The 22753-nt window shown below is 62.9% G+C and carries 19 protein-coding genes and 1 pseudogene; 9 read left to right on the forward strand and 11 right to left on the reverse strand.

The genetic code is table 11. The annotated features are described in order from the left end of the window. Window positions 1-123: 123 nt before the first annotated feature. The 5 genes from ACFFDA_RS00755 to ACFFDA_RS00775 form a co-directional block, all read right to left on the reverse strand. Window positions 124-1251: an ABC transporter permease gene (locus ACFFDA_RS00755; protein ID WP_404477677.1), complete on the reverse strand. Its 1128-nt coding sequence runs from the start codon at window positions 1249-1251 to the stop codon at window positions 124-126. 1 nt (window position 1252) lies between these two features. Then, window positions 1253-3964: a ribosome-associated ATPase/putative transporter RbbA gene (rbbA, locus tag ACFFDA_RS00760; protein ID WP_404477678.1), complete on the reverse strand. Its 2712-nt coding sequence runs from the start codon at window positions 3962-3964 to the stop codon at window positions 1253-1255. A gap of 37 nt (window positions 3965-4001) precedes the next feature. After that, on the reverse strand, window positions 4002-5075 hold the full coding sequence (locus ACFFDA_RS00765; protein WP_404477679.1) for an HlyD family secretion protein: 1074 nt from the start codon (window positions 5073-5075) through the stop codon (window positions 4002-4004). Continuing rightward, window positions 5072-6529 (reverse strand): efflux transporter outer membrane subunit, encoded by a 1458-nt coding sequence (locus tag ACFFDA_RS00770; RefSeq protein ID WP_404478320.1) that lies wholly within the window; start codon window positions 6527-6529, stop codon window positions 5072-5074. The genes ACFFDA_RS00765 and ACFFDA_RS00770 overlap by 4 nt, the downstream gene beginning before the upstream one ends. A gap of 101 nt (window positions 6530-6630) precedes the next feature. After that, window positions 6631-7059 (reverse strand): hypothetical protein, encoded by a 429-nt coding sequence (locus ACFFDA_RS00775; protein WP_404477680.1) that lies wholly within the window; start codon window positions 7057-7059, stop codon window positions 6631-6633. 352 nt (window positions 7060-7411) lie between these two features. On the opposite strand from ACFFDA_RS00775, the pseudogene ACFFDA_RS00780 reads away from it, so the two are divergent. From ACFFDA_RS00780 to ACFFDA_RS00800, 5 genes and pseudogenes are all read left to right on the forward strand, one after another. After that, window positions 7412-7663 (forward strand): annotated as a pseudogene (locus ACFFDA_RS00780) (transposase); the annotation flags it as partial. Window positions 7664-8508: 845 nt separating this feature from the next. After that, entirely contained in the window at window positions 8509-8943 is a 435-nt protein-coding gene (locus ACFFDA_RS00785; RefSeq protein WP_404477681.1) for a hypothetical protein, read from the forward strand. Then, window positions 8940-9914, forward strand: coding sequence for a cation transporter (locus ACFFDA_RS00790; RefSeq protein ID WP_404477682.1), 975 nt, complete (start codon window positions 8940-8942; stop codon window positions 9912-9914). The genes ACFFDA_RS00785 and ACFFDA_RS00790 overlap by 4 nt, the downstream gene beginning before the upstream one ends. Continuing rightward, complete coding sequence (locus ACFFDA_RS00795; protein ID WP_404477683.1) at window positions 9907-10818, forward strand: hypothetical protein; 912 nt, start codon at window positions 9907-9909, stop codon at window positions 10816-10818. The genes ACFFDA_RS00790 and ACFFDA_RS00795 overlap by 8 nt, the downstream gene beginning before the upstream one ends. Window positions 10819-10891: 73 nt before the next feature. Then, window positions 10892-11470, forward strand: a complete 579-nt coding sequence (locus tag ACFFDA_RS00800; RefSeq protein WP_404477684.1) for a malonic semialdehyde reductase — start codon at window positions 10892-10894, stop codon at window positions 11468-11470. Window positions 11471-11719: 249 nt separating this feature from the next. Here the strand turns inward: ACFFDA_RS00800 and ACFFDA_RS00805 are convergent, their stop codons facing one another. The 3 genes from ACFFDA_RS00805 to ACFFDA_RS00815 all read right to left on the reverse strand — a co-directional run bounded on the left by ACFFDA_RS00805 (window position 11720) and on the right by ACFFDA_RS00815 (window position 14882). Beyond that, entirely contained in the window at window positions 11720-12937 is a 1218-nt protein-coding gene (locus ACFFDA_RS00805; protein WP_404477685.1) for a cytochrome P450, read from the reverse strand. 62 nt (window positions 12938-12999) lie between these two features. Next, window positions 13000-14163 carry an acyl-CoA dehydrogenase family protein gene (locus ACFFDA_RS00810; protein ID WP_404477686.1) on the reverse strand — a complete coding sequence of 388 codons (1164 nt, stop codon included), beginning with the start codon at window positions 14161-14163 and terminating at the stop codon, window positions 13000-13002. A gap of 2 nt (window positions 14164-14165) precedes the next feature. Next, window positions 14166-14882, reverse strand: coding sequence for a GntR family transcriptional regulator (locus ACFFDA_RS00815; RefSeq protein WP_404477687.1), 717 nt, complete (start codon window positions 14880-14882; stop codon window positions 14166-14168). Window positions 14883-15088: 206 nt separating this feature from the next. On the opposite strand from ACFFDA_RS00815, the gene ACFFDA_RS00820 reads away from it, so the two are divergent. Genes ACFFDA_RS00820 through ACFFDA_RS00835 form a run of 4 tightly spaced genes read left to right on the forward strand, consistent with a single transcriptional unit; the run spans window position 15089 to window position 19209 of the window. Then, window positions 15089-16228, forward strand: coding sequence for an SDR family NAD(P)-dependent oxidoreductase (locus ACFFDA_RS00820; RefSeq protein ID WP_404477688.1), 1140 nt, complete (start codon window positions 15089-15091; stop codon window positions 16226-16228). A gap of 15 nt (window positions 16229-16243) precedes the next feature. Continuing rightward, a complete protein-coding gene (locus tag ACFFDA_RS00825) occupies window positions 16244-17830 on the forward strand; it encodes a phytoene desaturase family protein (RefSeq protein ID WP_404477689.1) in 1587 nt (528 codons plus the stop codon). A gap of 11 nt (window positions 17831-17841) precedes the next feature. Next, the gene (locus ACFFDA_RS00830; protein ID WP_404477690.1) at window positions 17842-18936 is read left to right on the forward strand and encodes a phosphotransferase; all 1095 of its coding nucleotides are present in this window, start codon (window positions 17842-17844) and stop codon (window positions 18934-18936) included. Between the two features lie 54 nt (window positions 18937-18990). Further along, the gene (locus tag ACFFDA_RS00835; RefSeq protein WP_404477691.1) at window positions 18991-19209 is read left to right on the forward strand and encodes an epoxide hydrolase N-terminal domain-containing protein; all 219 of its coding nucleotides are present in this window, start codon (window positions 18991-18993) and stop codon (window positions 19207-19209) included. Here the strand turns inward: ACFFDA_RS00835 and ACFFDA_RS00840 are convergent. The 3 genes from ACFFDA_RS00840 to ACFFDA_RS00850 form a co-directional block, all read right to left on the reverse strand. Further along, window positions 19151-19339, reverse strand: a complete 189-nt coding sequence (locus tag ACFFDA_RS00840) for a hypothetical protein (RefSeq protein ID WP_404478326.1) — start codon at window positions 19337-19339, stop codon at window positions 19151-19153. The genes ACFFDA_RS00835 and ACFFDA_RS00840 overlap by 59 nt on opposite strands. Window positions 19340-19698: 359 nt before the next feature. After that, a complete protein-coding gene (locus ACFFDA_RS00845; protein ID WP_404477692.1) occupies window positions 19699-20529 on the reverse strand; it encodes a copper resistance protein B in 831 nt (276 codons plus the stop codon). A gap of 140 nt (window positions 20530-20669) precedes the next feature. Continuing rightward, on the reverse strand, window positions 20670-22442 hold the full coding sequence (locus ACFFDA_RS00850; RefSeq protein WP_404478321.1) for a copper resistance system multicopper oxidase: 1773 nt from the start codon (window positions 22440-22442) through the stop codon (window positions 20670-20672). Window positions 22443-22753 lie beyond the last annotated feature (311 nt).

Below are 22753 nucleotides of genomic sequence, written 5' to 3' on the forward strand. Positions count from 1 at the left end.
TCGCGATTGCCTGTCACCGCTGACCACGTGGATCTCCGTAATCGGCTGATGCGCAAACTGCCAAATGGAGCAGCATCGTCGCACTGACAGTCATCGGCGAAATCGCGGATAGTATTGGGCTTGTCACGCCATCGCCGAGATCGTTCTGCGGAACCGGGTTAACGCGATGCCGAAGAACAACGCGCCTATCACTGCGGCCGCGACAAATTGCGGCCAGACCACATCGAGCCCGGCGCCCCGGAACAGGATGGCTTGGCCAAGCTCGACGAAATGCGTGGTCGGCGCCGCCAGCATGATGGTTTGCACCAGTGCGGGCATACTTTCGCGCGGCGTCATGCCGCCGGAAAGCATCTCCAAAGGCAAAAGCACCAGGACGGCCAGCATGCCGAATTGCGGCATGTTGCGCGCGATCGTTGCCATGAAGACGCCGAGCGAGGTAGTTGCGAACAGCACCAGCGCTGCGCCGGTGAAGAATAACGGCAACGAGCCTGCCACGGGTACTCCCAAAAGCCCGCGCACGACGAAGTTCAGAGAAAAGATCGATGCGACCAGCACCACAAGTCCCATGGACCAGACCTTGGACAGCATGATTTCGAACGGCGTAACCGGCATGACAAGCAAATGTTCGATGGTGCCATGTTCTCGCTCACGGATCAGCGCGGCGCCCGTCAGGATGATGGAAAGCATCGTGATCTGGTTGATGATCTCGGTCAGGCTGCCGAACCAGGATTTGTCCAGCGTCGGATTGAAGCGTGCGCGTAATGCAAGGTCGACCGGTGGCACGGCTTGGCCGCGATAGTGGTTCGTGAATTCGGTGATCTCGCCTATCACGATCTGCTGGATATAGCTGCTGCCGGTGAACGCCTGGGTCATGCGTGTTGCGTCGGTGTTAACCTGGATCTCGGCGCGCCGGCCGGCGAGCACGTCGCGCTGGAAACCCTCGGGAATATAGAGGGCGAAGGTGTAGTCACCGGCATCCATACCCGGATCGATCTGGGCCGGCGCGATCATCTTTGGATTCATGAAGTGCGGGGGATAGAAGGCCGAGACGATACGCTGCGACAACGGGGAATTGTCCTCGTCCACAATCGCGATTGGTGCGCTGTTGAGCGTCTCGGGCATCGATGACGCCGCACTGTAGACGGCGAAGGTGAACGTGAATACGATCAGGAAAAGCATGATCGGGTCGCGCCAGAGGCTCCACAGTTCCTTGACGCCGAGCCGATAGATGTTGGAGAGCGTCTGCCGCATGTCAGCGTTCCTGCTTTCTGAGCAGAAGGATCGCCAGGCCGAGGATAACCGGTACCGACAGCGCCAGCGGCCACACGGAGCCCCATAGGTCATCGAAGCCCAGCGCCTTGTTGAAAACGCCGCGGCTGATCGTGAACATGTGGCTTGCGGGATAGATTTCGCCGATTACCCGGCCGGCGCCTGCGAGCGAGGACACCGGATCGATCATCCCGCCAAACTGCGACGCCGGTATCAGTGTGCCGACCATGGCCAGGAACAGGGCTGCTATCTGGCTCTTGGTGACGGCGGACGCCAGCAGCCCCATGCCCGTGGCAGTGATGCAGAACAGCAGCGCGGAGAGGATTAGCAGCGGAAGGCTGCCGGTGATCGGCACGCCAAAGAGGAAGACGGCCATCAGGATCATGACGGCAAAGTTGATCATGGCGAGCACCACATAGGGCAGCTGCTTGCCGAGCAGGAATTCGGTGCGCGTGACGGGGGTCACATAGAGGTTGATGATCGAGCCCATTTCCTTCTCCCGCACAACCGCCAGCGCCGCCAGCATCGCCGGCAGCATCAACAGAAGGATCGGGATCACGGCCGGGACCATGGCGGGTAGACTCGCCACGTCGGGATTGTAGCGATAGCGGTTCTCTATGGAGATGTTGCTGGCGGGCTTCACGCTGGCGCGCGTTCTCATCTGCTCGGCGAGCCAATGCTGATGAAGGCCCTGGATATAGCCCTGGGCGGTCTCAGCTCGCTGTGGCATCGCGCCGTCAAACCAAGCCGCGATTGCGACTGGCTGGCTCCGCAGAAGGTCACGTCCGAATCCAGGGGGGATTTCGATGGCCAGCGCCAGTTCGCCGCTTCGCATGCGCCGGTCGAGATCGGCATAGTCGCTGATCGGCCGCTGTTCAGCGAAATAGCGTGAGCCCGAGATGTCGAGCTGATAACTTTCGCTGAGCGTGCTCTGGTCGCGGTCGAGCACCGCAAAGCGCAGTTCGTTGACATCGGTGCTGATCCCAAAGCCCATCACCAGCATCAGGATCACCGAGCCTGCAAGCGCGAGAGTGCCCCTCACAGGATCGCGTTGCAGCTCGAGCGTTTCGCGCCACACATAGCTGAGCATGCGTTGCAGGCTGAGGGTTCGACGTACGCGCCCCTCTATATGCGGCGTGGGCGCTTCAACGGCATTCGGAGCCTCAGCGGCGGCGTTGCCCCCTTCGGCTTCGACAAGGTAGCCGATGAAGGCCTCCTCCAGCGTCTTCGCGCCGCGCCTCGCGATGAGCCGGTCGGGCGCATCGCTGTCGAGGACTCTGCCGGCGTGCATCATGGAAATGCGATCGCAGCGCTCGGCCTCGTTCATGAAATGGGTGGAGACGAAGATCGTCACCCGGTCGCGACGCGAAAGCTCCGCCAGCAGCCGCCAGAACGAGTCACGCGCCACCGGATCGACGCCGGACGTAGGTTCGTCGAGGATCAGCAGCTCGGGCTTGTGGATCATCGCGACCGCCAGGCTGAGCCGCTGGCGCTGGCCGAGCGGCAGTGATTCGGGCAGTGCATCCACGATTGCGCTGAGCCCGAAGCGCTCGACCATTTCCACAATCCGGCCGGAAATCTGGTCCGGCGCGACATGGAACAGGCGGGCATGCAGTTCGAGATTCTGGCGGACGGAGAGTTCGGTGTAGAGCGAGAAGGCCTGGCTCATATAGCCGACGCGGCGGCGTGTCGCGATGTCGCGCGGATCGATCTGCTGGCCGAACAGCCAAGCCTGCCCCTCGCTGGCTGGGAGCAGGCCGGTCAACATCTTCATGGTGGTCGTCTTGCCGCAGCCGTTGGAGCCAAGGAAGCCGAAGATTTCGCCGCGCTCGATGCGAAAACTGACATGGTCCACCGCCACGAAATCGCCGAAGCGCAAGGTGAGATTGGCAGCCTCGATGGCGATGTCGCGTTCGTCTGTCACATGCGGTGGAATCTCCACCGGTACATAGCCGCGTCTCTTTTCCTCCGGGAGAAGGTGGATGAATGCCGCCTCCAATGAGGCGCTATCGGTGCGCTCCAGCAGTTCGGCAGGCGTGCCGGTCGCCAGCACCCTTCCCTCGTCCATCGCCACCAGCCAGTCGAATCTTTCGGCCTCGTCCATGTAAGCCGTGGCGACGATCACGCTCATGCCGGGGCGCTTCCCACGAATGCGCGCGACGAGATCCCAGAACTGCGCGCGGGCTAGCGGATCAACGCCGGTCGTGGGTTCGTCGAGAACCAAGAGATCGGGGTCATGGATGAGCGCACAGCACAGCCCGAGCTTCTGCTTCATGCCGCCTGAGAGCTTGCCCGCCGGCCGCGACAGGAAAGGATAGAGACCGGTGCTGCGCGTGAGTTCATCGATACGCTTGCGCCGTTCGGCGACATTATGGCCGAACAGCCGTGCGAAGAATTGGAGATTCTCCTCGACCGAGAGTGTCGGGTAGAGATTCTTGCCGAGACCTTGCGGCATGTAGGCGATACGAGGACAGACCACCTCGCGATGCCGTCGTTCGGCCATGTCGCCACCCAGGGCACGCACGGTTCCATCCTGTATCGCACGGGCGCCAGAGATCAGGGACAACAGGCTGGACTTGCCTACGCCGTCCGGTCCGATCAGGCCGACTATCTGGCCCGATGGGATCTCGAGATCGACGTCGCACAGTGCTCCCGTCTTGCCGTAGCGCTGATATAGGCTGTCGATCCTGACCACCGGGGCTGTCCGATCGGCGCCGTGGTTCGGGATGGTCCTATTCACGAAAGATTCGCGAGAGTTTGGCAGGCCACTGCGCAGTCGGATCGATCCGGACATAGGCCATTCCCGGCAGACCCGTTTTCACATGCGCGATGTTTTTCCGGAGAAGCATCGGATCGATGCGGGCTTTGACACGGAACATCAGCTTCTGCCGCTCGCTCTCGGTCTCGACGGTCTTGGGCGTGAACTGGGCGACATCCGAGACGAAGCTGATTTTCGCCGGGATGACATAGTCCGGCGCCGCATCGAGGACGATCCGCACTTCACTGCCCATCCCAACGCGCCCAGCTGCCGTCTCTGGCAAGAAAAAGGTCATGTAGACGTCGGAGAGATCGACCAGGTTCAGAACCCGGCCGCCGCCGGCGACCACCTCGCCAGGCTGAGCAACACGAAACTGAATGCGGCCGGCACGCGGCGCGCGCAGGTCGCCGTCGGTTATGTCCGCCTCGATCCGCTTGATGGTCGCACGGGAGGCATCGACCCTGGACCGGGCGCCGATCACCTGGCTGCGCGCCGTCGCGATCGCCGAATCGGCAGAGGCCAGTTGGGCGCGGGCGGCCTCGAGCGTCGCTGTGGCGCTCTCGACCTGTGCCTGATCGTCGTCACGATCCTGGACCGCGGTTGCGCCCTCGCGTGCGAGCGTTTCCGAGCGGCTGAAACGCCTACGCGCGGCATTCAACTCCGCCTCGCGCTGGCGCACCGATGCCTGCACGGCAGCGCGTTCGCTCTGGCGTTGCGAAATGCCCGTCTGCGCCATGAGAACCGCGTTCTGCGCCTCGGCGAGTTGCGCCTCGGCTTCGGACCTTTGTGCCTGGAGCACATCAACATCCATATGCGCGACGATCTGGCCCGCGCGGACCAGTTGGCCCTCATCCGCGAGAATATCGCGGATCCGGCCAGGTGATTTTGCGGACACGTCGATCTCTACCGCTTCGATTCGGCCATTTCCGCTGACGATGCCTTCGGGCAGGCCGGCCGGCTGGAGAAGCTGCCAGAGGATGATGACAACAATTATGCCGGCAACCACGATGCCGCCCCTGATGAGCCATTTCTTGGGGGGCTTGATCATCTTCCCTCGTCTCCGCCTTGCCTTGCCTCGGTGTTGAAAACCGGATCGGACGCAAAGCCGCCGCCCAGCGCCGAATAGAGCGCGATCACGCTCGCCAGTTCGGATCGGCGAAGCTGGGTCAGTGACTGCTCGGCGGCGAACAGGTCGCGCTGGGCGTCCAGCACCTCCAGATAGGCCGATCGACCATTGTCGAAGCGAAGCTGCGCGAGCCGCGCACGTTCGCGCTGCGCCTCCAGCAATCTGGCCGTGCTTTCGATCTGAAGGGCGATCTGATGTTTGCGTAGCAGCGCGTCGGACACGTCGCGGAACGCCGTCTGCACCGTCTGCTCATATTCGGCGACCGCCCGATCGCGTCGGGCTTTCGCCAAATCGAGGTTGCCCTTCAGGCGACCGGCATTGAAGAGCGGCAAGGTGATCGTCGGGGTGAAGCTCCATTCCTCCACGCTGTTCCTGAAGAGATCGTCGAGCGATGCGCTGGCCGCGCCATAGGCACCCGTCAGGCTGATATTCGGGAAGAAGGCAGCACGCGCCGCGCCGATATTGGCATCGGCGGCGATCAGCTGGTGCTCGGCGGCGAGAATATCGGGCCGGTTGACGAGCAATTCGGCGGGCAGGCCGGCTGGCAATGTCAGATCCGGCCAGGACCTGGCGAGCGCCAGTGTCCCCTGCGCTATCTCCACGGGATGCCCGACCAGCAATGCGAGCGCGTTGCGGTTGACACCGCGGTCCTGATCGAGCGCCTGCAAGGCCATCTGCGCTTGTGCAAGCAGGGCTTGGGCCTGCATCATGTCGAGCTTCGACCCCGAACCCACCTCATAGCGCCGTCGCATGATGCGCCGCGATTCCTCGCGGGTCTCGATCGAGCGACCGGCCAACGCCGCGCGCTCGTCATATTCGCGCTCGAGCAGATAGCCGTTCGCGACCTGGGCGATGAGATCGGTCGCGACCGCACGGCGCGACTCCTCGGTCGCGAGATATTCTGCACGGGCCGCCTCGCGCAGGTTGCGCAGGCGCCCCCAGAAGTCGATCTCCCAGCCGGCGCTCAGCTGGGCGCTGATCTGCTTCTGCTTGACGGGCTGGGGGCCGGCGCCGGGCAGGTTGAAGAGCGTGCGCCCTCGCGTACCCGTCCCGACGGCGTCGAGCTGCGGGTAGATTGCCCCTCCCTCGACCCGCCAGGATGCGCGGGCCTCCGCCACACGGGCGCTTGCTATGCGGATATCGCGGTTGTTCGCGAGCGCCTCGCCGATCAGGGACTGGAGTTGATCGTCGCGAAAGAATTCGCGCCAGCCGATCCGCGCGACCGAGCTTCCCGGCGCTGACTGCTCGGCATAGCGATCCGGAACAGGTGGCGGCGGGCGGACAGGAGTGGGCGCAAACGAACAACTGGCAAGAACTATCGGCAGGAAAGCGCAAGGTACTGCAATCCTGCGGCCTGAAGACCGAAACCTATTCATTGTTCGAACAGCCATGGACCCCTGCTTTGCCCCCGGTCGATATTGTAAAGCCGGCTACCGCCGGACGTGGGCGGGAGCCGGCTTTGCGAATGCCGCGATCTTCAAACCGTTTCGGGGACTTTCGTGGTCTGGCCGGTTGGCGCCTTCACCTTCTCAAGTCCGCTAGCCGACATGGTCAGCAAAGGCTGGAACCATGCCTGCACGGCGCCCGTCAGTTCCTGCGGACTGGCTACTTGCGACAGCACGCCCTGGCAGCAGCCCTGCCATTCGTCGAAAGCGGCCTTGATCTTGCCGAGCGATGCCTCCCGGCTCTTCTCGACCTCGCTGAACAGGCCGGTGACGCCTCCGCTCGCTAAGCTCGGCACGCTGCCCGGCTTGAGTTCCTTTAGCTGATCCAAGTAGGTTGCTACGGCCTTGCCACCGAGTTGCGCATAATTCTCGCCACTGACGCGGGCGATTTCAGTGAGTTTCAGCAGAAATTGTCCGTTAGCTTTCGCAAGCGCGGTGTATTGATCGACGGGATAGCTCATGGTCCGGGTCCTTCAAGGATTGTGGCGGGCGAGGAAGAGCAGTCTCGCTGACCATGCTGCACCGCGACATTAGGAATATCCCTTAAGCCACGACGCCGGCGTGACGTGGTGGATCACCATTGGCGATATATTGATCGCGCGCATAGACGCGGGCCCGGCCGCGAACGCATTCACTTTGCGTCGCGATTGCTCGATCGATTGCGCGGCCACGGGCCCGCTGAAAGCAAGGGTCGTTGGATCCTTGCCGAGGTAATGTCGAGCGAGGCCGATCGTTTCGCGCACGTTGAAAGCTTGCTCCACGGGTTCGGAAGCTGACGGGCGGCCGCGTCCGGCCGTGCCTGCGGTGGGGTTTCCCGCTCACGCGCGGTCAGCCCTTCATGGCATTGCCGCTCAGTTGCGGGCGCTATCGAGCGAGATCGATCGGTTTGAGGCACAGATCCTCGATTGGCACCGTAACGACGAGACGAGCAGGAGGCTAGCCATCATCCCGGGGATCGGCCCGATTACGGCCTCGGCTATCGCGGCTGCGGTGCCCTACGCATCTTTGTTCCGATCAGGCCGTCAGTTCGCGGCCTGGCTGGGGCTGACTCGGGCGGCAAGGAGCGGCGACAATTCAAGACTTAAACCAGCCGAAGGCTCGATCGGTATCGGCACCTGGCCGATAATCATCGCAACCATCCAAGATTACTCACGACGATGACGCATTCTACTCCAAGGTCTGATGGCCGAGCCCACCATACGGATGATAAAATTGTCATGCTGCGGCGCGAGGTTCGCTATGCTGATCGATTATTTCCGCTCGAAGTGTAAATTGGCAGTCGTGACCATGACCATCGGCAAACCGAGGACAGAATTACTATTCTCAGCTCTCGCCCATCGGCTTCGGCTTCTTCCTGCTTGGCCATCTTGTGGTTGAGGACGTCGTGTTGGCAACCGTTTCCGGTTGTATTGCAATGGCAACGCTCACGGCCATCGTGATGTCACGCCCGTTATCTCAGAATGGTCATGGACGAGGATCGAAGATAGGATCGCCTTTCATATTGAGCATAATCTGCTACAAAAGGCGGGCGGTATCCGCATGCCGTCAATGCGCCCAGGGCGGCGACGTCAAAGTTGTCGGTCCCCGGTGATACCCTCAAATGCACCGCGCGCCATCGCCCTCCACCCTCACCGTTCGTACCTGGGGGCCGCCACCATCGCGGTCTTGCCCGCGGGCGAATCCTGAAAGACGTGCCGCGAAAATGACTGTCGTTCGTCTCGAACCGTCTGAACGCGCGTAGTCTCGGATCGATAAGGTGCGCGGCGGCCGAACCGCCGCTCGCACCGCCGCCAAATCCTCGTGATCGCGGACTCGTTCGGTGGCACTCTCACAATGGTAAGCAATGTCATCGTGACACGCTTGGCGGAACACGGGCATCCGCCCTGCGTTTCGCGCACATGAAAAAGCTATTGCTCGCCGGTTTCGCATTGATTTCCGCGTGCGACGCGCTGCCGCGCGATCCGGCGGGGACGACGGATCGCATCCTGCGCGAGCGATCGATGAAAATCGGGTTTGCCGATCGGGAGACCGCAGGCGAGGCCCCGACCACATCCCTCATCAGAAGGCTGGAATCGGCAACCAATGCCAAGGCGATGATCGTCGATGGGTCCGGTGAGGCTCTGCTCAAGCGGCTTGAATACGGCGAACTCGACCTCGCCATCGGCAATTTCGCTGCAGATAGCCCATGGCAGACCAACGTCGCCTTTGGTCCGGCCTTGAGAACCAGTGGCAAGCCGTCCGACGCGCTGGAACTCAAGGCGGCCATGCGCAACGGAGAGAACCGGTGGATCATGACGGTCGAACACGCCAGCCGCGCGGTTGCCGAGCCGGGGGCCGGTCGATGAGCAACCCTCACCTGCCAACCGAACTCGAAGACACCATGCGCAAAGCCGTGGTCCTGGAATACTGGAACCTGTTCTGGAGCGTGACGATCATCGTCGCGATGGGACTGGTGCTGGGCCAGAGCCAAACGATGAAGACGGCATGGATCGAAGACACCCTCGGCCTCGTGCCGCCACTGATGTTTCTCCTCGCCGCGCGGATCGAACGCAAAGGAAAGCCCTCCACGCGTTTCCCCTTCGGATTTCACCGTGTCAACGGCCTTGGCTTCTTCGTTGCGGCGGTGGCGCTGGCGGCTGTCGGTGCAATCCTGCTCTTTGATGCGATTACCGCACTCGTCGCGGCCGAGCACCCGAGCGTCGCCTCGATCGTTCTGTTCGGGCATGAGTTTTGGCTCGGTTGGCTGATGATCGCGGCGCAGCTTTATTCCCTGGTGCCGCCTATGATCATCGGTCGCAAGGAGTTGCCGCTGGCGCAGGCGCTGAACGACAAGCTGCTGCACACTGACGCGCTTATGAACAAAGCCAACTGGCTCACCGGCGCAGCGGGGCTCTTCGGCGTGATAGGTCTTGGTGTGGGCTGGTGGTGGGCGGACTCGCTGGCCGCCGCGATCATATCGCTCGACATAATCAACGACGGCGTAAAGGCTCTGCGATCGGCCACCGCCGAGCTGGTGGACGGTGCGCCCCGCGCGCTGTCAGGGCCGGACCTCTCCGAGGACGCCCAGGCGCTAAGTGACCGCATCCGCAGCGAGTTTCCGGGCTCGACAGTACAGCTACGCGAGACCGGGCGGCTGATCCACGTGGAGGTACACGATCGGCATCCTCCTGCCGAAGCGCGCCATCCGCGTCATTACTGGCCCGGTGACAAGAAACGATCCTGGCGCGTCGCCCAAGTCAGTTTCGTGCCTCCATCCGGCGAACCGGTCCCGAGCGACAGAATTCTACATCCCCACGACGACGACGCGCTTGTATGAACGCAAGTTCACCATGCCCGAAGCGTTGGTCGGATCGTCAGCCCTACGGCGTCGGAACAGCGTCTCCGGAATTGGGACGGGCAAGGCCCGCAAGGTCGACGGCGGCTGGATCATCAACGGCAAGTGGCCTTACATGTCCGGCTCGCGCCAATCGACCTGGGCGCAGCAGGGCGTGGTGCTGGAAGGCTATGACGGCCCCGTCGTTCCCGGCATCAACATGTGCTACCTGCCGATGGATGCCATGACCATCGAGGATACTTGGTTCGTGACCGGGATGCAGGGCACGGGCTCGGACACCGCGGTTGCCAAAGACGTCTTCATTCCCGACGCCCAGATGGTCCTGATGGATGAACGGGCCGGCCAGATCGACCGCACCAAGCGCCATTTCGGCGCGCCCTCGGACCTGCTTCCCGCAGTCCCCGTAGTGCGCACCACGGGCGTTGCCCAACTCGTCGGCGCGGTCGAGGCGATGCTCGAGATCGTGACCGCCGAATTGGTCAAGAAGCCGGTACTGACGACCTTCATCACGCCGCGCACCAATTCGGGCGCCTACATGCGCGACCTCGGCGAAGCGGCGGCAATGATCGACACCGCCAAGCTGATCCTGTTCGACATCACCGCCAAGCTCGACCGCGTCGGCCTGGGCGAGGAATACACCCTGGCGGAAAAGGCGCGCCACCGTGCAGGAACCGCGCAGATCATCGAACTGGTCCACGGCGCCAGCGAATCGCTGATGTTCCAGGCAGGCTCGTCTGGCTTCGCGACCGACAAGCCGATCAACCGCTACTGGCGCGACGTGTCCATGGCGACGCGCCACATCCAGAACATCCCGACCATCGGCTACGAGATCTACGGCCGCAACACGGCAGGCGCGGACCCGATCTCGCCTCCCGGGTCCTACTGATCGCGACGCGAGCCGCCCGCTTGAACGGCGGGCGGCGGCAGCGTGGTCTGGCGACGAAAAAGAACGGCCCGGCATGACAGACACCGCGGATTTCACCGAGAAGGCAATGCTCGACCGCCTGTTCCTCCAGGCACGCAGCCATAACGCCTGGTCGGACCGCCCGGTAGACGACGAGACCGTGCGCCTGCTCTACGAGCTGACGCGATGGGGGCCGACGACCGCAAACAGCAATCCGGGGCGCTTCGTCTTCGTCCGCTCCGCGGCAGCCAAGGCGAGACTGCTGCCGCACATCAATCCGGGAAATGTCGCAAAGGTGGCGGCCGCTCCCTGCACGGTTGTCATCGCCGGGGACACCCGTTTCCACGAACTCTTTCCCAAGCTGTTCCGCGCGCGTGACATGCGCGCGTCCTTCGAGGGCCAGCAGGAGCTGATCGAAGATACCCTCGCCCGCTCATCGACTTTGCAGGGCGCATACATGATGATGGCGGCGCGCGCCTTGGGCCTCGATTGCGGACCGATGTCGGGATTCGACAAGGCAGGCCTCGACGCCGAATTCTTCCCCGACGGGCGCTGGCGCAGCAACTTCCTGTGCAACCTGGGCTACGGCGATGCCCAAGGCCTCTTCGTCCGCAATCCCCGCCTCCACCTCTAGCAAGCCCCCCCCCTTCAGGATCCGCAAACCTTCCCCTGAGCAGGCCCGATGCCAGGAAAATCCGGAAATCTTCGCCTCGATGCCCGGACTACGTCGGTGTCTCTCAGTCCCCGAACTTGTCCTCACCTCGAACTGGCTCACGGTGACATGGCTACGACGGCCAGGTGCCGTCCCTGGGGTGATCCCTTTCCCTAGAGACCTGGTCTTCCCACAGGGACCCATCACGACACCCGGATCAGTCGTCGCGGACTAGCGTTGCCAGACCAGAGGCAATTCGACAGGCTGGATCATGCCGAGATGGCAGCGGACCTGGTGCCCCGGCGCGATGCGGAACTCGGGGATCCGGGCGAGAAACTCCTCCATCGCGATGCGCAGTTCGCGCCGGGCAAGATGCATGCCCACGCAGGTATGCACGCCGAAGCCGAACCCGACATGGCGCGGGCGACGATCCAGGCGCACTGCGGTCGGATCGTCGAACTCCGCCGGGTCGCGCCCCGCCAGCGTGGTTGACATCGCGACCTTGTCGCCCGGCATGAAGCGCACGCCGGCAAGCTCGATTTCCTTCTTGCAGGTGCGGAAGGTAGTCACCGCGCCATAAGCACGCATCAATTCGTCGATCGCATGCGGGATTTCCGCGGGGTTGGCGCGCAGGAACGCCTGATCTTCCATGTCGCTGCCCAAGTGGCGGAACTGCAGCCCCATGTTGGTCGACACGGTATCGAGACCGCCGATGAACAAGTTGAACATGAAGCCAAGCAGTTCGTCCTGAGTCAAAGGTCGACCATCGATCTTGCCCTGCACTCCAAAGGTGATGAGATCGTCGCGCGGGTTGATCCTGCGATCCTCGATTTCACTGCCCAGGTAGTCCAGAACGTTACGCGTCGCTTCGGCGATCTTCGACAAGTCGTGGTTGTGAAGCAGGTTCATCTCCCACTCCATGAACTCCGCAACCCGGTCATGCGGCAGGCCCATCAGCTCCATGAAGACCTTGATCGGAAACTCGAACGCGAAGTCTCCCATGAACTCGCATTCGCCACGCGCCACGAATCCATCGATGTACTCCACCGCATACTGGCGGATCTTCTCTTCCAACGCCGCCATGGCCCGGGGCGTGAAGGCCGGATTGACCATCTGGCGGAAAGGCCCGTGCTGCGGCGGGTCCAGTTCCGCCGGCGAATTGATCCAGTTTCCGCCGACGAGCTTGGAAAACGGCGAGAAGTCCTTCGACGAGAAGTGCTCGGTATCCAGGTAGATGGCCCGCAGATGAGCCATCCGCCGCGGCACCCAGGCGGCCGTGCCGCCTGGATAGGCATGGGGTGCATAGATGATGTCCGGGCCATCATGGACCTTCATGGCCAGATCGTCGAACGGGTCCTTCTCCGTGGTCAGGCCGAAAATGAAAGGAAAATCCGGCTCGACCAGTTCGGCGGGCACATGGTCGGGGATCGGTTGCTGCGGAAACATCATATCTCGCTCTCCTCGAGGATGCGGCGATCGTGCACTGCACGTCGCCGTTTCTCACCTGTCTTTCAGAAGGACCGGGGCAGCCCGAGGCTTTCGGCAATGCCATTGCGGACCATTTCGTTGGTGATCGGACCAATCCGCCACAACCGGCTGTCGCGCCAGTAGCGCTGCATGTCCGTCTCGGCCGAATAGCCCATGCCGCCCAAGATCTGGATGCCCAGGTCGGCCGCCGCATTGGCATTCTCCGACGCCATCAGCTTGAGCATGTTCGCCTCAATGCCCACGTTTTCGCCCCGGCTCTGCTTGTCAGCGCAGTAGTGGAGCATGAGTTCCGTGGTCTTCTGCATGGTCGCGATGTCGGCGACGTAGTGCTGCAGGGCCTGGAAGCGGCCGATGATCCCGCCGAAAGCCTTGCGCTGCTTCATGTAGTCGAGCGCGTCTTCGAGCACCCCGTCGATTACGCCCAAGCAGAACGCCCCGACCATGATCCGCTCGTTGTTGAGCGTGGGCAACAGCATGTACCAGGCCTTGTGCGGCTCGCCCAGCACCTGTTCGTCGGCGACGAAGGCATCTTCGAAATGAATCGAGCAACTGCCCATCGAGCGCATGCCCAGCTTGGCGAGCGGGGTGATCTTCACGCCGGGCGTCGTGGTAGGCACCCAGAACAGCGTGAGGCCCTGGTGCTTCTTTTCGGCGCTCTTGTCGCTTCTGGCGATCACCAAGAGGTAATCTGCGACATGCGCGGACGACGACCAGATCTTCTCGCCGTTGAGCTTCCAGCCTCCTTCGACTTTTTCGGCAGTGGTCGCCATGGCGCCCAGCAGGTCCGTGCCGCCGGCGGGTTCAGTAAAGGCGATCGCGGCCTTCAACTGCCCCGTGGCGATCAGCGGCAGATACTTGGCCTTCTGCTCAGCCGATCCGTAGAGGCCGATCGACTTGGACCCGGCGAAGCTGGTGATACCCCAGATCCACGCGAGCCCGCCCAGCGAACGAGCCAGCTCGCGCGCCAGCAGCATCTGCATGACGACATCCCCGCCCTGCCCGTCGAAGTCCTCGGAAATGCCCACGCCGTGAAAACCGGCTTCGGTAAACTTGTCCCACAAGGCGAAGGGATAGGCGTGTTCGTCCCGTTCGAGTTCGCGTGCCCATTCCTTGGGCACTTCCTTGTCGACCCAGCGGCGCACCATGTCGCGGAAGGCGCGATATTCTTCGGGTAGTTCGAAATCCATGATTAGTCCTTGTTTATAAAAGAGTGGTTGTCGCAAAGCGCGACAAGACGGGCTGCCATCCGATCGAGGCAGGCGAGCACGGCGGCGTGATCGTCCGCCTTGAAGGCGTGCAGGATTGCTTCGTGCTGCGACAGGCCGGTGGCCGACAGCGTCTCGATACCGTGCAGGAATATGAAGCGCGCGATCAGGCCCCGTCGGTCGAGCGTTGAGCGCAGCAGTTCGCGATTCTGCGAGGCCACGATGAAGACGGTATGAAAATCCAGGCCGGCCTGGATCGCGGCCATATGCTCCGACATCGCCAGAGCCGCCCGATAGCGCGCAATCGCGTCTTCTATTCGCTCTACCTGCACCGCTCCGATGCGCGACATTCCCCAGCGGTATCCAAGTCGCCACAACTCTGCCTGCACCCGGATGAGGTCGCCGGTGGCGGCCATGTCGATTGGCGCCACGCGCTTGAGTCGATGCGCCTCGATCTCAACGAGTCCTTCCGAAGCAAGCGTACCGAGTGCCTCGCGTATGGGCGTGGCGCTCACGCCAAACTGCTGGGCCAATGCCGTTTCCCGCAGCAGCATTCCAGGCGGCAGCCCGCCTTCCACGATCCGCGCGCGCAACAGCCTTACCACCGCCTGTCGCAACGTCACCGACCTGCCCGTGCCGCTGGGTGCAAGCTGTAACGACTCGGAATGCAGATGCGAAGAGATCGCGTGGGGTCTTTCCATATTCTATAGAATGGAGCGACGCTGGCGGCGTCGGCCCTATCTCCCGATAGGATTCTGGAAAATATGTCATCGGAACGCGCCGGTTTTCGTCGAGAGCCCTTCCCGGAAAACTCGGTCATAGAAGATGCCGGCAATGATCCGGCAGACAGCCGGACAGGCCGAACCCCGCATCGGAACATCGCAGTTTCGAACGAGAGGAGAGGGTAATGGATACGCTTTCGGGCAAGGTTGCCGTCATCACCGGCGCGGCCAGCGGCATCGGCCGGGCTTGCGCGATAGCGCTTGCACGGCGTGGCACCTCGGTCGTCGTCGCCGATATCGACGGCCAAGGGGCCGGATCGACGGCGACCGAGATCACCGCGAGCGGAGGCGCGGCAACGGCGGCTTGGCTCCGAACTCCAACGTCCTTTCCCACGATAGGCGGGCTACTCTCCGCCGTTCTCTACGCTGTCCCCAAACAGGCATCGTCGGCGCCCGGCGCTGACCCCCGAACGAGAGGAACGACGCTGATGCGCAAGATCGACCTGCCCGAGCTGGACCAGGCCGCCTTCACGGCAAAGTACGGCCCATGGGCGATTATCGCGGGTGCCTCCGAAGGCACCGGCGCGTGCTACGCCGAACAACTGGCCGCGATGGGCATCAACCTGGTCCTCGTCTCCCGCCGCAAGGAGGCACTCGACGCTTTGGGCCTGCGGCTTCAGGACCAATACGGAATCGAGTACCGCTCGCTCACCGCCGACCTTACTGAAGCGGGGGCCGGCGGCCGCCTCGTCGAAGCCACCGCCGATCTTGATATCGGTCTCTATATCTCCAACGCAGGCGCCGATGGCGCGGGCAACAGCTTCTTCGGCGCGCCTGTGGAGCGATCGCTCCGTCTGCTCACGATGAACGCTGCCAACGTGCTGGAAGCCAGCCACGGCTTCGGCAACCGCTTCCTCGCGCGCGGCAAGGGCGGCATCGTCATCATGTCGTCGGGCGCCGGGCTCGGCGGCCAGCCGTGGCTGGTCATGTATTCGGCGACAAAGGCGTTCGAGCTGAACTTCGTGGAATCGCTCTGGGCAGAGCTGGATGGCCAGAACGTCGACATCGTCGGCATCGCTGCGCCGATCATGGACACACCCACCTTGCGCCGGGCTACCGAAGGCCTCGGAATGGACTACTCGATGGCCTACGATCCGGCCGACGTGTGCGCCCTGGCATTGGCGAACCTCGGGAAGGAGCCGCTGGTGCTGGTGCCGGACGGCCCGGACGAAGCGAAGATTCCGCAGCTCCAGGCAGACCGCAAGTCGCGACTGGTCGCGCTGGCCGAATGGGGCAAGGCCTATACCGCCGCTGCGGGCGCCTGAACCATGAGCACGGACATGCGTGGGGCCGTCGAAGAGGTCGACGTCGTTGTGATCGGTGCCGGACACAACGGCATGGCCGCGGCTGGCTACCTGGCACGCGAAGGCAAGAAGGTTGTCGTCGTCGAACGCCTGGAGAAGGTCGGCGGGATGACCAGTTCCGGCTATATGATCCCGGAGGCTCCCGAACATCTGGTGACTCCTTGCGCGGTCGAACTGCTGTTCGCGCGTAAATCCGGCATCATCGAGGATTTCGAACTGCACAAGCACGGCCTGCGGACCGTCGATCCCGACCCGACTTACGCCTACCTGCACCCCGACGGCAGTTCCATCGCGCTGTTCTACGACTACAAGCGCACCGCCGAGGACATCGCCCGGATCAACCGCAACGACGGCAAGGCCTATCTCGAGTTCATGAAGACGTTGAACGTCATGATGGACATCGGCTTCCCCTTGATGATGGCGGAGCCCGGCCGCCCCGACGTGAAGAACTTGTCCAAGATGATCGGCAGCGCGGTGCGCAACGTCCGCCTGAAGGACGAACTCGTCGCCATATCCAAGGCGACGGCCGACCAGATCGCCTGCGAGCGTTTCGAACACCCGGCCACGATCGCGCTGTTGCTCGGGATCGCGGCGGGCGCGGGGCCCGTGGACGACGACGGCAATGCCGCCGCCTACATGATCTTCGCCGTGACGCACAAGTACGGCACCGGCAAGCCGATCGGCAGTCTGCAGTCGTTTTCCAATGCCTTGGCCCGCAGCATCGAGGCATCGGGCGCGAAGATCGAACTCAACGCCCCCGTCGCCGAGATCATCGTCGACGATGGCGCCGCAAAAGGCGTGCGGCTCGAAAATGGCCGAATCCTGCGCGCGAAAATGGTGATTGCAACCTGCGACCCGCGCACCGCCATGCGCCTAACGACGCCAGGCGGGGTTCCCCGCACGCTGATGCAGCGGATCGAACATGCTCCCGCAAACCGTTCGAACGCGGCGCCTTTCCTCGCCAACATCGCCATGTCGGGGCCCCTTACGCTGAGGAGGCACCAGGACCTGCGGCACGACGATGCCGACCTCAACAAGGCAGTCGGTTTGATCGGCACCCCGGAGGAAGTGCGCGAATCCTTCGCCACCGCGCGCCGGGGCGACATTCCGCAGCGCCACGCGATGTCGCTGAGCCCGCTGTCGAACTCGGACCCGACACAGGCCCCTCCGGGCGGTTCGCTGGCATACGTCTACCTGCCCGGCGTCGCCGTCGATGCGCGCGAAGGCTGGTCGCCTGCTCTCAAGGACAGCACAATGGCGTCGATCAAGGCCCATCTGGGCGAATTCTACGACGGCCTCGACACGGAAGTGGGGCGCTTCGTCGAGACCGCGCGCGAACGCGAAAAGCGCCTGAACGTGACCAACGGATGCGTCACCCACATCGATTTCGGCGCCCTGCGCTCAGGCGTGCATCGTCCGGCGACCGGCTTCGGCGGACCCAAGCCGCCCTTCCCTGGCTTCCTGATCGGTGGCGCTGGGGCTCATCCCGGCGGCGGGGTGTCCGGTATAGCGGGGCGTATCGCTGCCAACCGGGCCCTGCGCGAACTCAAAAAGACAAAATAAGGAGAGAGGCGATGACGGCGCTGGCGAACCCGGTAGGCATCCCCGCCCGCCTGGAAGACGTAACTCCGCAGTGGCTGACCGAAATCATGCAGGCCCGCTATCCCGGCATCGTCGTGAAAGCGATGGAGAAGGTCTTCCTGCGAAACAGCCATACGACCAAGTATCAGGTCCGCCTCACCTTGAACGACATCGGCAAGGCGTCCGGCATTCCCGAGAACGTCTGTCTCAAGGCCAATTGGGCGCAGTTCGAAAGCCAGGGCATCTGCCGGCTGGAAGCCCGTTTCTACGAAGACTTCCGGCGCCATGTCGCGTTCCCGGCTCCGCGCTCGTACTTCGAGGCCTGGGACCCGCGCCAAGACAGCGGTCAGGGTCTCGTCGTCATGGAAGACCTCTCGATCGAAGGCGGGCACTTCGGAATCAGCACGGATCACATGGGCGTCGAGGAAGCCGCCCGGGGCGTGGCCAGCCTGGCACGCATCCACGGCGCATTCTGGGACAGTCCGGTGCTTCATGCTGCAGACTGGCTGCCGGTTTCGATGGTCACGCCGGTCGACGTCCAGCAGTTGCACATGATGTACAGCTTCGCAGAGGCAAACCATGCGCGTCCAGAGTACCAGACTTTCCTCCCCAACTGGATCAAGGGCGATCTCTCGCGCCTTCATACGGTATTCGACGCGCTGGTCGATTTTGCCCAGACGAAGGAACAGGGACCCTGGTGCCTGGTCCACGGCGACAGTCATCAGGGCAACAGTTATGTCCGGCCCGGCGGCGAGCGCGTCTGGCTCGACTGGCAACTGGTCCGCAAAGGCAAACCGATCCGGGACTTTACCTATTTCGTCTTGGGCGCCCTGACGATCGAGGAGCGCCGTGCCAACGATCGCGACTTGCTGCGCCACTATCGCCGCTGTCTGGTCGAAACCGGTGCACAAGGTGTGCCGGACGACGAGACCTTGTGGGAATATTACCGCCGCTGGCCGCCATACGCGATGCAGGCCTGGATCGCGAACATGGACGAATGGGGCCAAAAGGGCGCGCATATCGTCGAGCGCATCTTCGTGGCCGGCGAAGACCTGGGCACCGTCGACGCCTTGGGTGTCACCTTCTGATGGACGACGCCATCACGCCGTTCGATCGCCGTCCCGGAGGCTGCGCTGGACGATTTGCACCGACGTCTCGAACACGCACGATGGCCGGCACCGGAAACGGTCGAGGATTGGAGCCAAGGTGTCCCGCTCGCCCGCCTGCAGGCACTCTGCAGCTATTGGCGCGACGAGTACGACTGGCGGCGCTGCGAAACGGCATTGAACGCGCTGCCTCAGTTCACGACATGGATGAAACCGGCGTCGACTGGACGCTCTCTTCGATGCGGCGAGCCGTAACCACGATGTCGTCCGAACTGGAACTGGGCCGAGCCGCTTCGGTCTGTTCACTCGTCTGTTCCTGAGCATGCACCGCGCCTGCCATCATCAGCGAACCGATCGAACATGTGGCAAAGAGGATATGCTTCACTAAGGTCCCTCCCCTGGATTGGTGGTCGCAATTGGGCTTGCGATCGACTTGCATCCAGCACAGGACATCACCGTAGGCGATGGAATAAGACCCACGAGTTCTGCGCGGTTTAGCCGCAGTTGCGAGTGGACAGGAGGACGTTGCAGGACCTGCTGCGCTGTGTATCCGCAGCAATAAGAGTTGCCAGGTCATCGGTGAGTTCGTCGAGAATGGCCTCGCTGTCGCGCCATGGATCGAGCGAGGGGTCAGGGGGCGAACCGGGACAGATGCTCCATCACAAGATCGGGGACTGTCCCCGCTTCGAACGGCGCCGCAAGCTTTTCGAGCGATCGTCCGGCGGACGGCGCGGTCATGCAAAGTCAGAACATCGCACGCAGGCCGAAAACCGCCGAAACGCCGGACACATCCTCGCCCGCGGCTCGCGCAATCCGAGCGGTTTCTCCCAGCTTGCGCTCCCAATTGACGCCTACGTAAGGCGCAAGCGAGCGATTGCGTTCGTAGCGAAGCCTCGCCCCCAATTCGAGGCGCTCGAACCCGGCACCGACGTTGAGCACAGGAACGTCCTGAAACGCGAAATCCACCTCGGCCTCGGGCTCGACCACCAATGACTGGGTGATGCGCTGTGTATAGCCAGCCTTGCCGCGCGCATGGACATCGCCCTTGTTCGAGACCAATAACTGACCTTGCAGTTCGAACCAGTACGGCGCCAACCCCTCGATGCCGATTAACGCGTACGTACGCTGAGGATCGGGACGGAAATCCTGCCGCATGCCCAGTTGCAGGTTGAACCATGGGTCCAGTGCATGACGCCAGTAGGCACCCAGCTCGATGCGTTCGGCACGCTCGCCGAACGTGCCTTCGCCTTCGCTGGCCAGTACGATCCGGTCGATGTCGCCGCCATACCAGGCCTGCCCGTCCCAGCCGATGCCATCACCGCCCTTGCCGGTGCGGAATTCCAGTTGGTCCACCTGTAGCGCGAACGTCCTGAACGTCATCTCCTTTATCATCGCCGCGCGCGAGGCCGCCATGCGATCGGGCGCGAAGAAACGTTCGGCAGGAAAGTCGGTCGGCGCCGGCGGCGGCGGAGTATCGCCTGGCTCATCGCCAACTTTGCTTGCGGGCATGACGTGGGCGGAATGATCCATGCCGTTCATGTCTTGCCCGTTCATATCCATCTCGGACATGTCCATGTGCGAATGGTCCATGGCGCCATGATCCATACCTGCATGGTCCTCGGCATGCGGCAATGTGGTGCCGGTTTCCTGCGCCTGTAGCGCAAGCGGAGAGCCAGCCAGCAGTAGCAAGGTGAGGATCGGGAAAAGACGAGCCATCAGGCTTCTCTTTCCCTGCGCACCGTAACGACCCGCATCATGCCAGCATGCATGTGGAGAAGCATGTGGCAGTGGAAAGCCCAGTCACCCTCGCCATCAGCGGTAAGATCGAACGAAGCCTTTCCGCCCGGCAGTACGTTGACGGTGTGCTTGCGCGCGCGGTTCCCCGGCTCGCCGCTGACCAGTTCGAAGAAATGGCCGTGCAGGTGGATCGGGTGCGGCATCATCGTGTCGTTGATGAGGTTGACGCGCACGCGCTCGCCCAAACGGAAGGGAATCGGCGCCGGGTTCTCCGACATCGCCTCGCCGTCCATGGACCACATATACCGCTCCATCGCGGAGGTCAGGTGGACATCGATCTGGCGGCTCGGCACACGAGGATCCGGATTGGGATCACGCGAGCGCAGATCGGCATAAGTCAGCACGCGGTGCTCAACTTTTTCCAGCCCGGTCGGGCGGTCGGCCAGACGGTCGACCGGCATCGGCGAAAGCGTGGCGACGCCTGGCCCCATCTTCACGCTTGGCGCGACCGAAGGATCGCGCATCGACATCGAGTGGCCGCCCAACGAACCGTTGGCCGGCTTGCTGAGGTGGATAGCGCCGCCCTCGCCCATGTCCATGCCGTCCATGTCCATACCCATGTCGCGCATGGTTAGCACAGGCCGCTCGCGCAGCTTTGGCGTTTCACTGACGAGGCCCTGCCGCTGCGCCAGCGTTGCCCGCACGAGCCCGGAGCGGTCGATGGCCTCGGCGATCACGCCGTAGCTTTCCAAGGTGCCCGGCTGGACGATGAAGTCGTATGTCTCGGCGATTGCGATCTGCACTTCGTCGGTCTCGACCGGCTGCACGGGATTGCCGTCCGCCGTCACCACAGTGAGCGAGAGGCCGGGAATGCGGAAATTGAAGTTCGTCATCGAAGAGGCGTTGATGACGCGCAGCCGCACTTTCTCGCCCGGTACGAACAGGCCTGTCCAGTTTTCTGCATTGCCGTGGCCGTTGACGAGGAAGCTGTAAGTCGATCCGGTCACGTCCGAAACGTCGGTCGCGTCCATCCGCATCTTCCCCCAGGCAAGGCGGTCGGACAGCGACTGGTCCTTCCCTGCGAGAAGACCCGACAGTGTCTGGCGCTGGCGATTGAAGTAGCCGCCCATCATCTTCAGACGGCGCATCTGCTCGTGCGGATGGATCGGGCTCCAGTCCGAAAGGACAAGCACATGCTCACGATCACAGGCGATCGGATCGGGGCCGGCGGGATCGATCACGATCGGGCCGAACAGCCCTTCCGCTTCCTGCATTCCGGAGTGCGAGTGGTACCAGAATGTGCCCGAATGGGTGAGTGGGAACTCGTAGACGAACGTCTCTCCCGGATCGATGCCGGGAAAGCTGACGCCCGGCACGCCGTCCATCTGGAACGGCACCAGCAGTCCATGCCAGTGGATCGAGCTTTGCTCTTTGAGGCGATTGGTGACGGCGATGCGCACCATCTCCCCTTCGCGCAGGCGCAGCAGCGGGCCGGGCAACGTTCCGTTCACGGTCACCGCGTGGCCCGAACGCCCGCCGGTGGTGAAATGGCTCGCGCCGATCTGAAGCGCGATGGAATTACCGGACAGAACGCCGGAATTGGTGTCGGCCTGAACGATACCCGGCGTGCCGCTACGCGCCCATGCCGGGAACAGCCCTGCCACGCCAAGACTGCCCGCAAAAACGCCGCCAAGGGCCAGGAAACGCCTGCGCTGAAGCAGGGAGCGATGGAAATGGTCGTTCGGCGTCATAGTCAGGATACGCAATCGCCAGCGCTATCCCTCACCAAGGCGTGAATTTTGTGTACCTGAAAGGAGCGCCGATATCGGTGAACCTCAAGGACAGTCACATCCCGCCGTCCGCTTCAGACCTGGCTACCTCCAATTTCGCCATTGGGCTTTCAGCAAACTGCTCAGTGGCAATCGTAGCTCGCTTTCGTCGTACTGCTTTCGATCTATCCCACCCTCCTGCTGCTCGCGTCCCTTGCACTGGCCGCGCTCGCTACGGCCGCATGGGCTCAACACCCCGGCGCGGGGGAAGGTTCGGCAGGCGTGATGTCGCA

Source organism: Novosphingobium sp. BL-52-GroH (assembly GCF_044813085.1).
In the GTDB taxonomy this organism is placed as follows: domain Bacteria; phylum Pseudomonadota; class Alphaproteobacteria; order Sphingomonadales; family Sphingomonadaceae; genus Novosphingobium.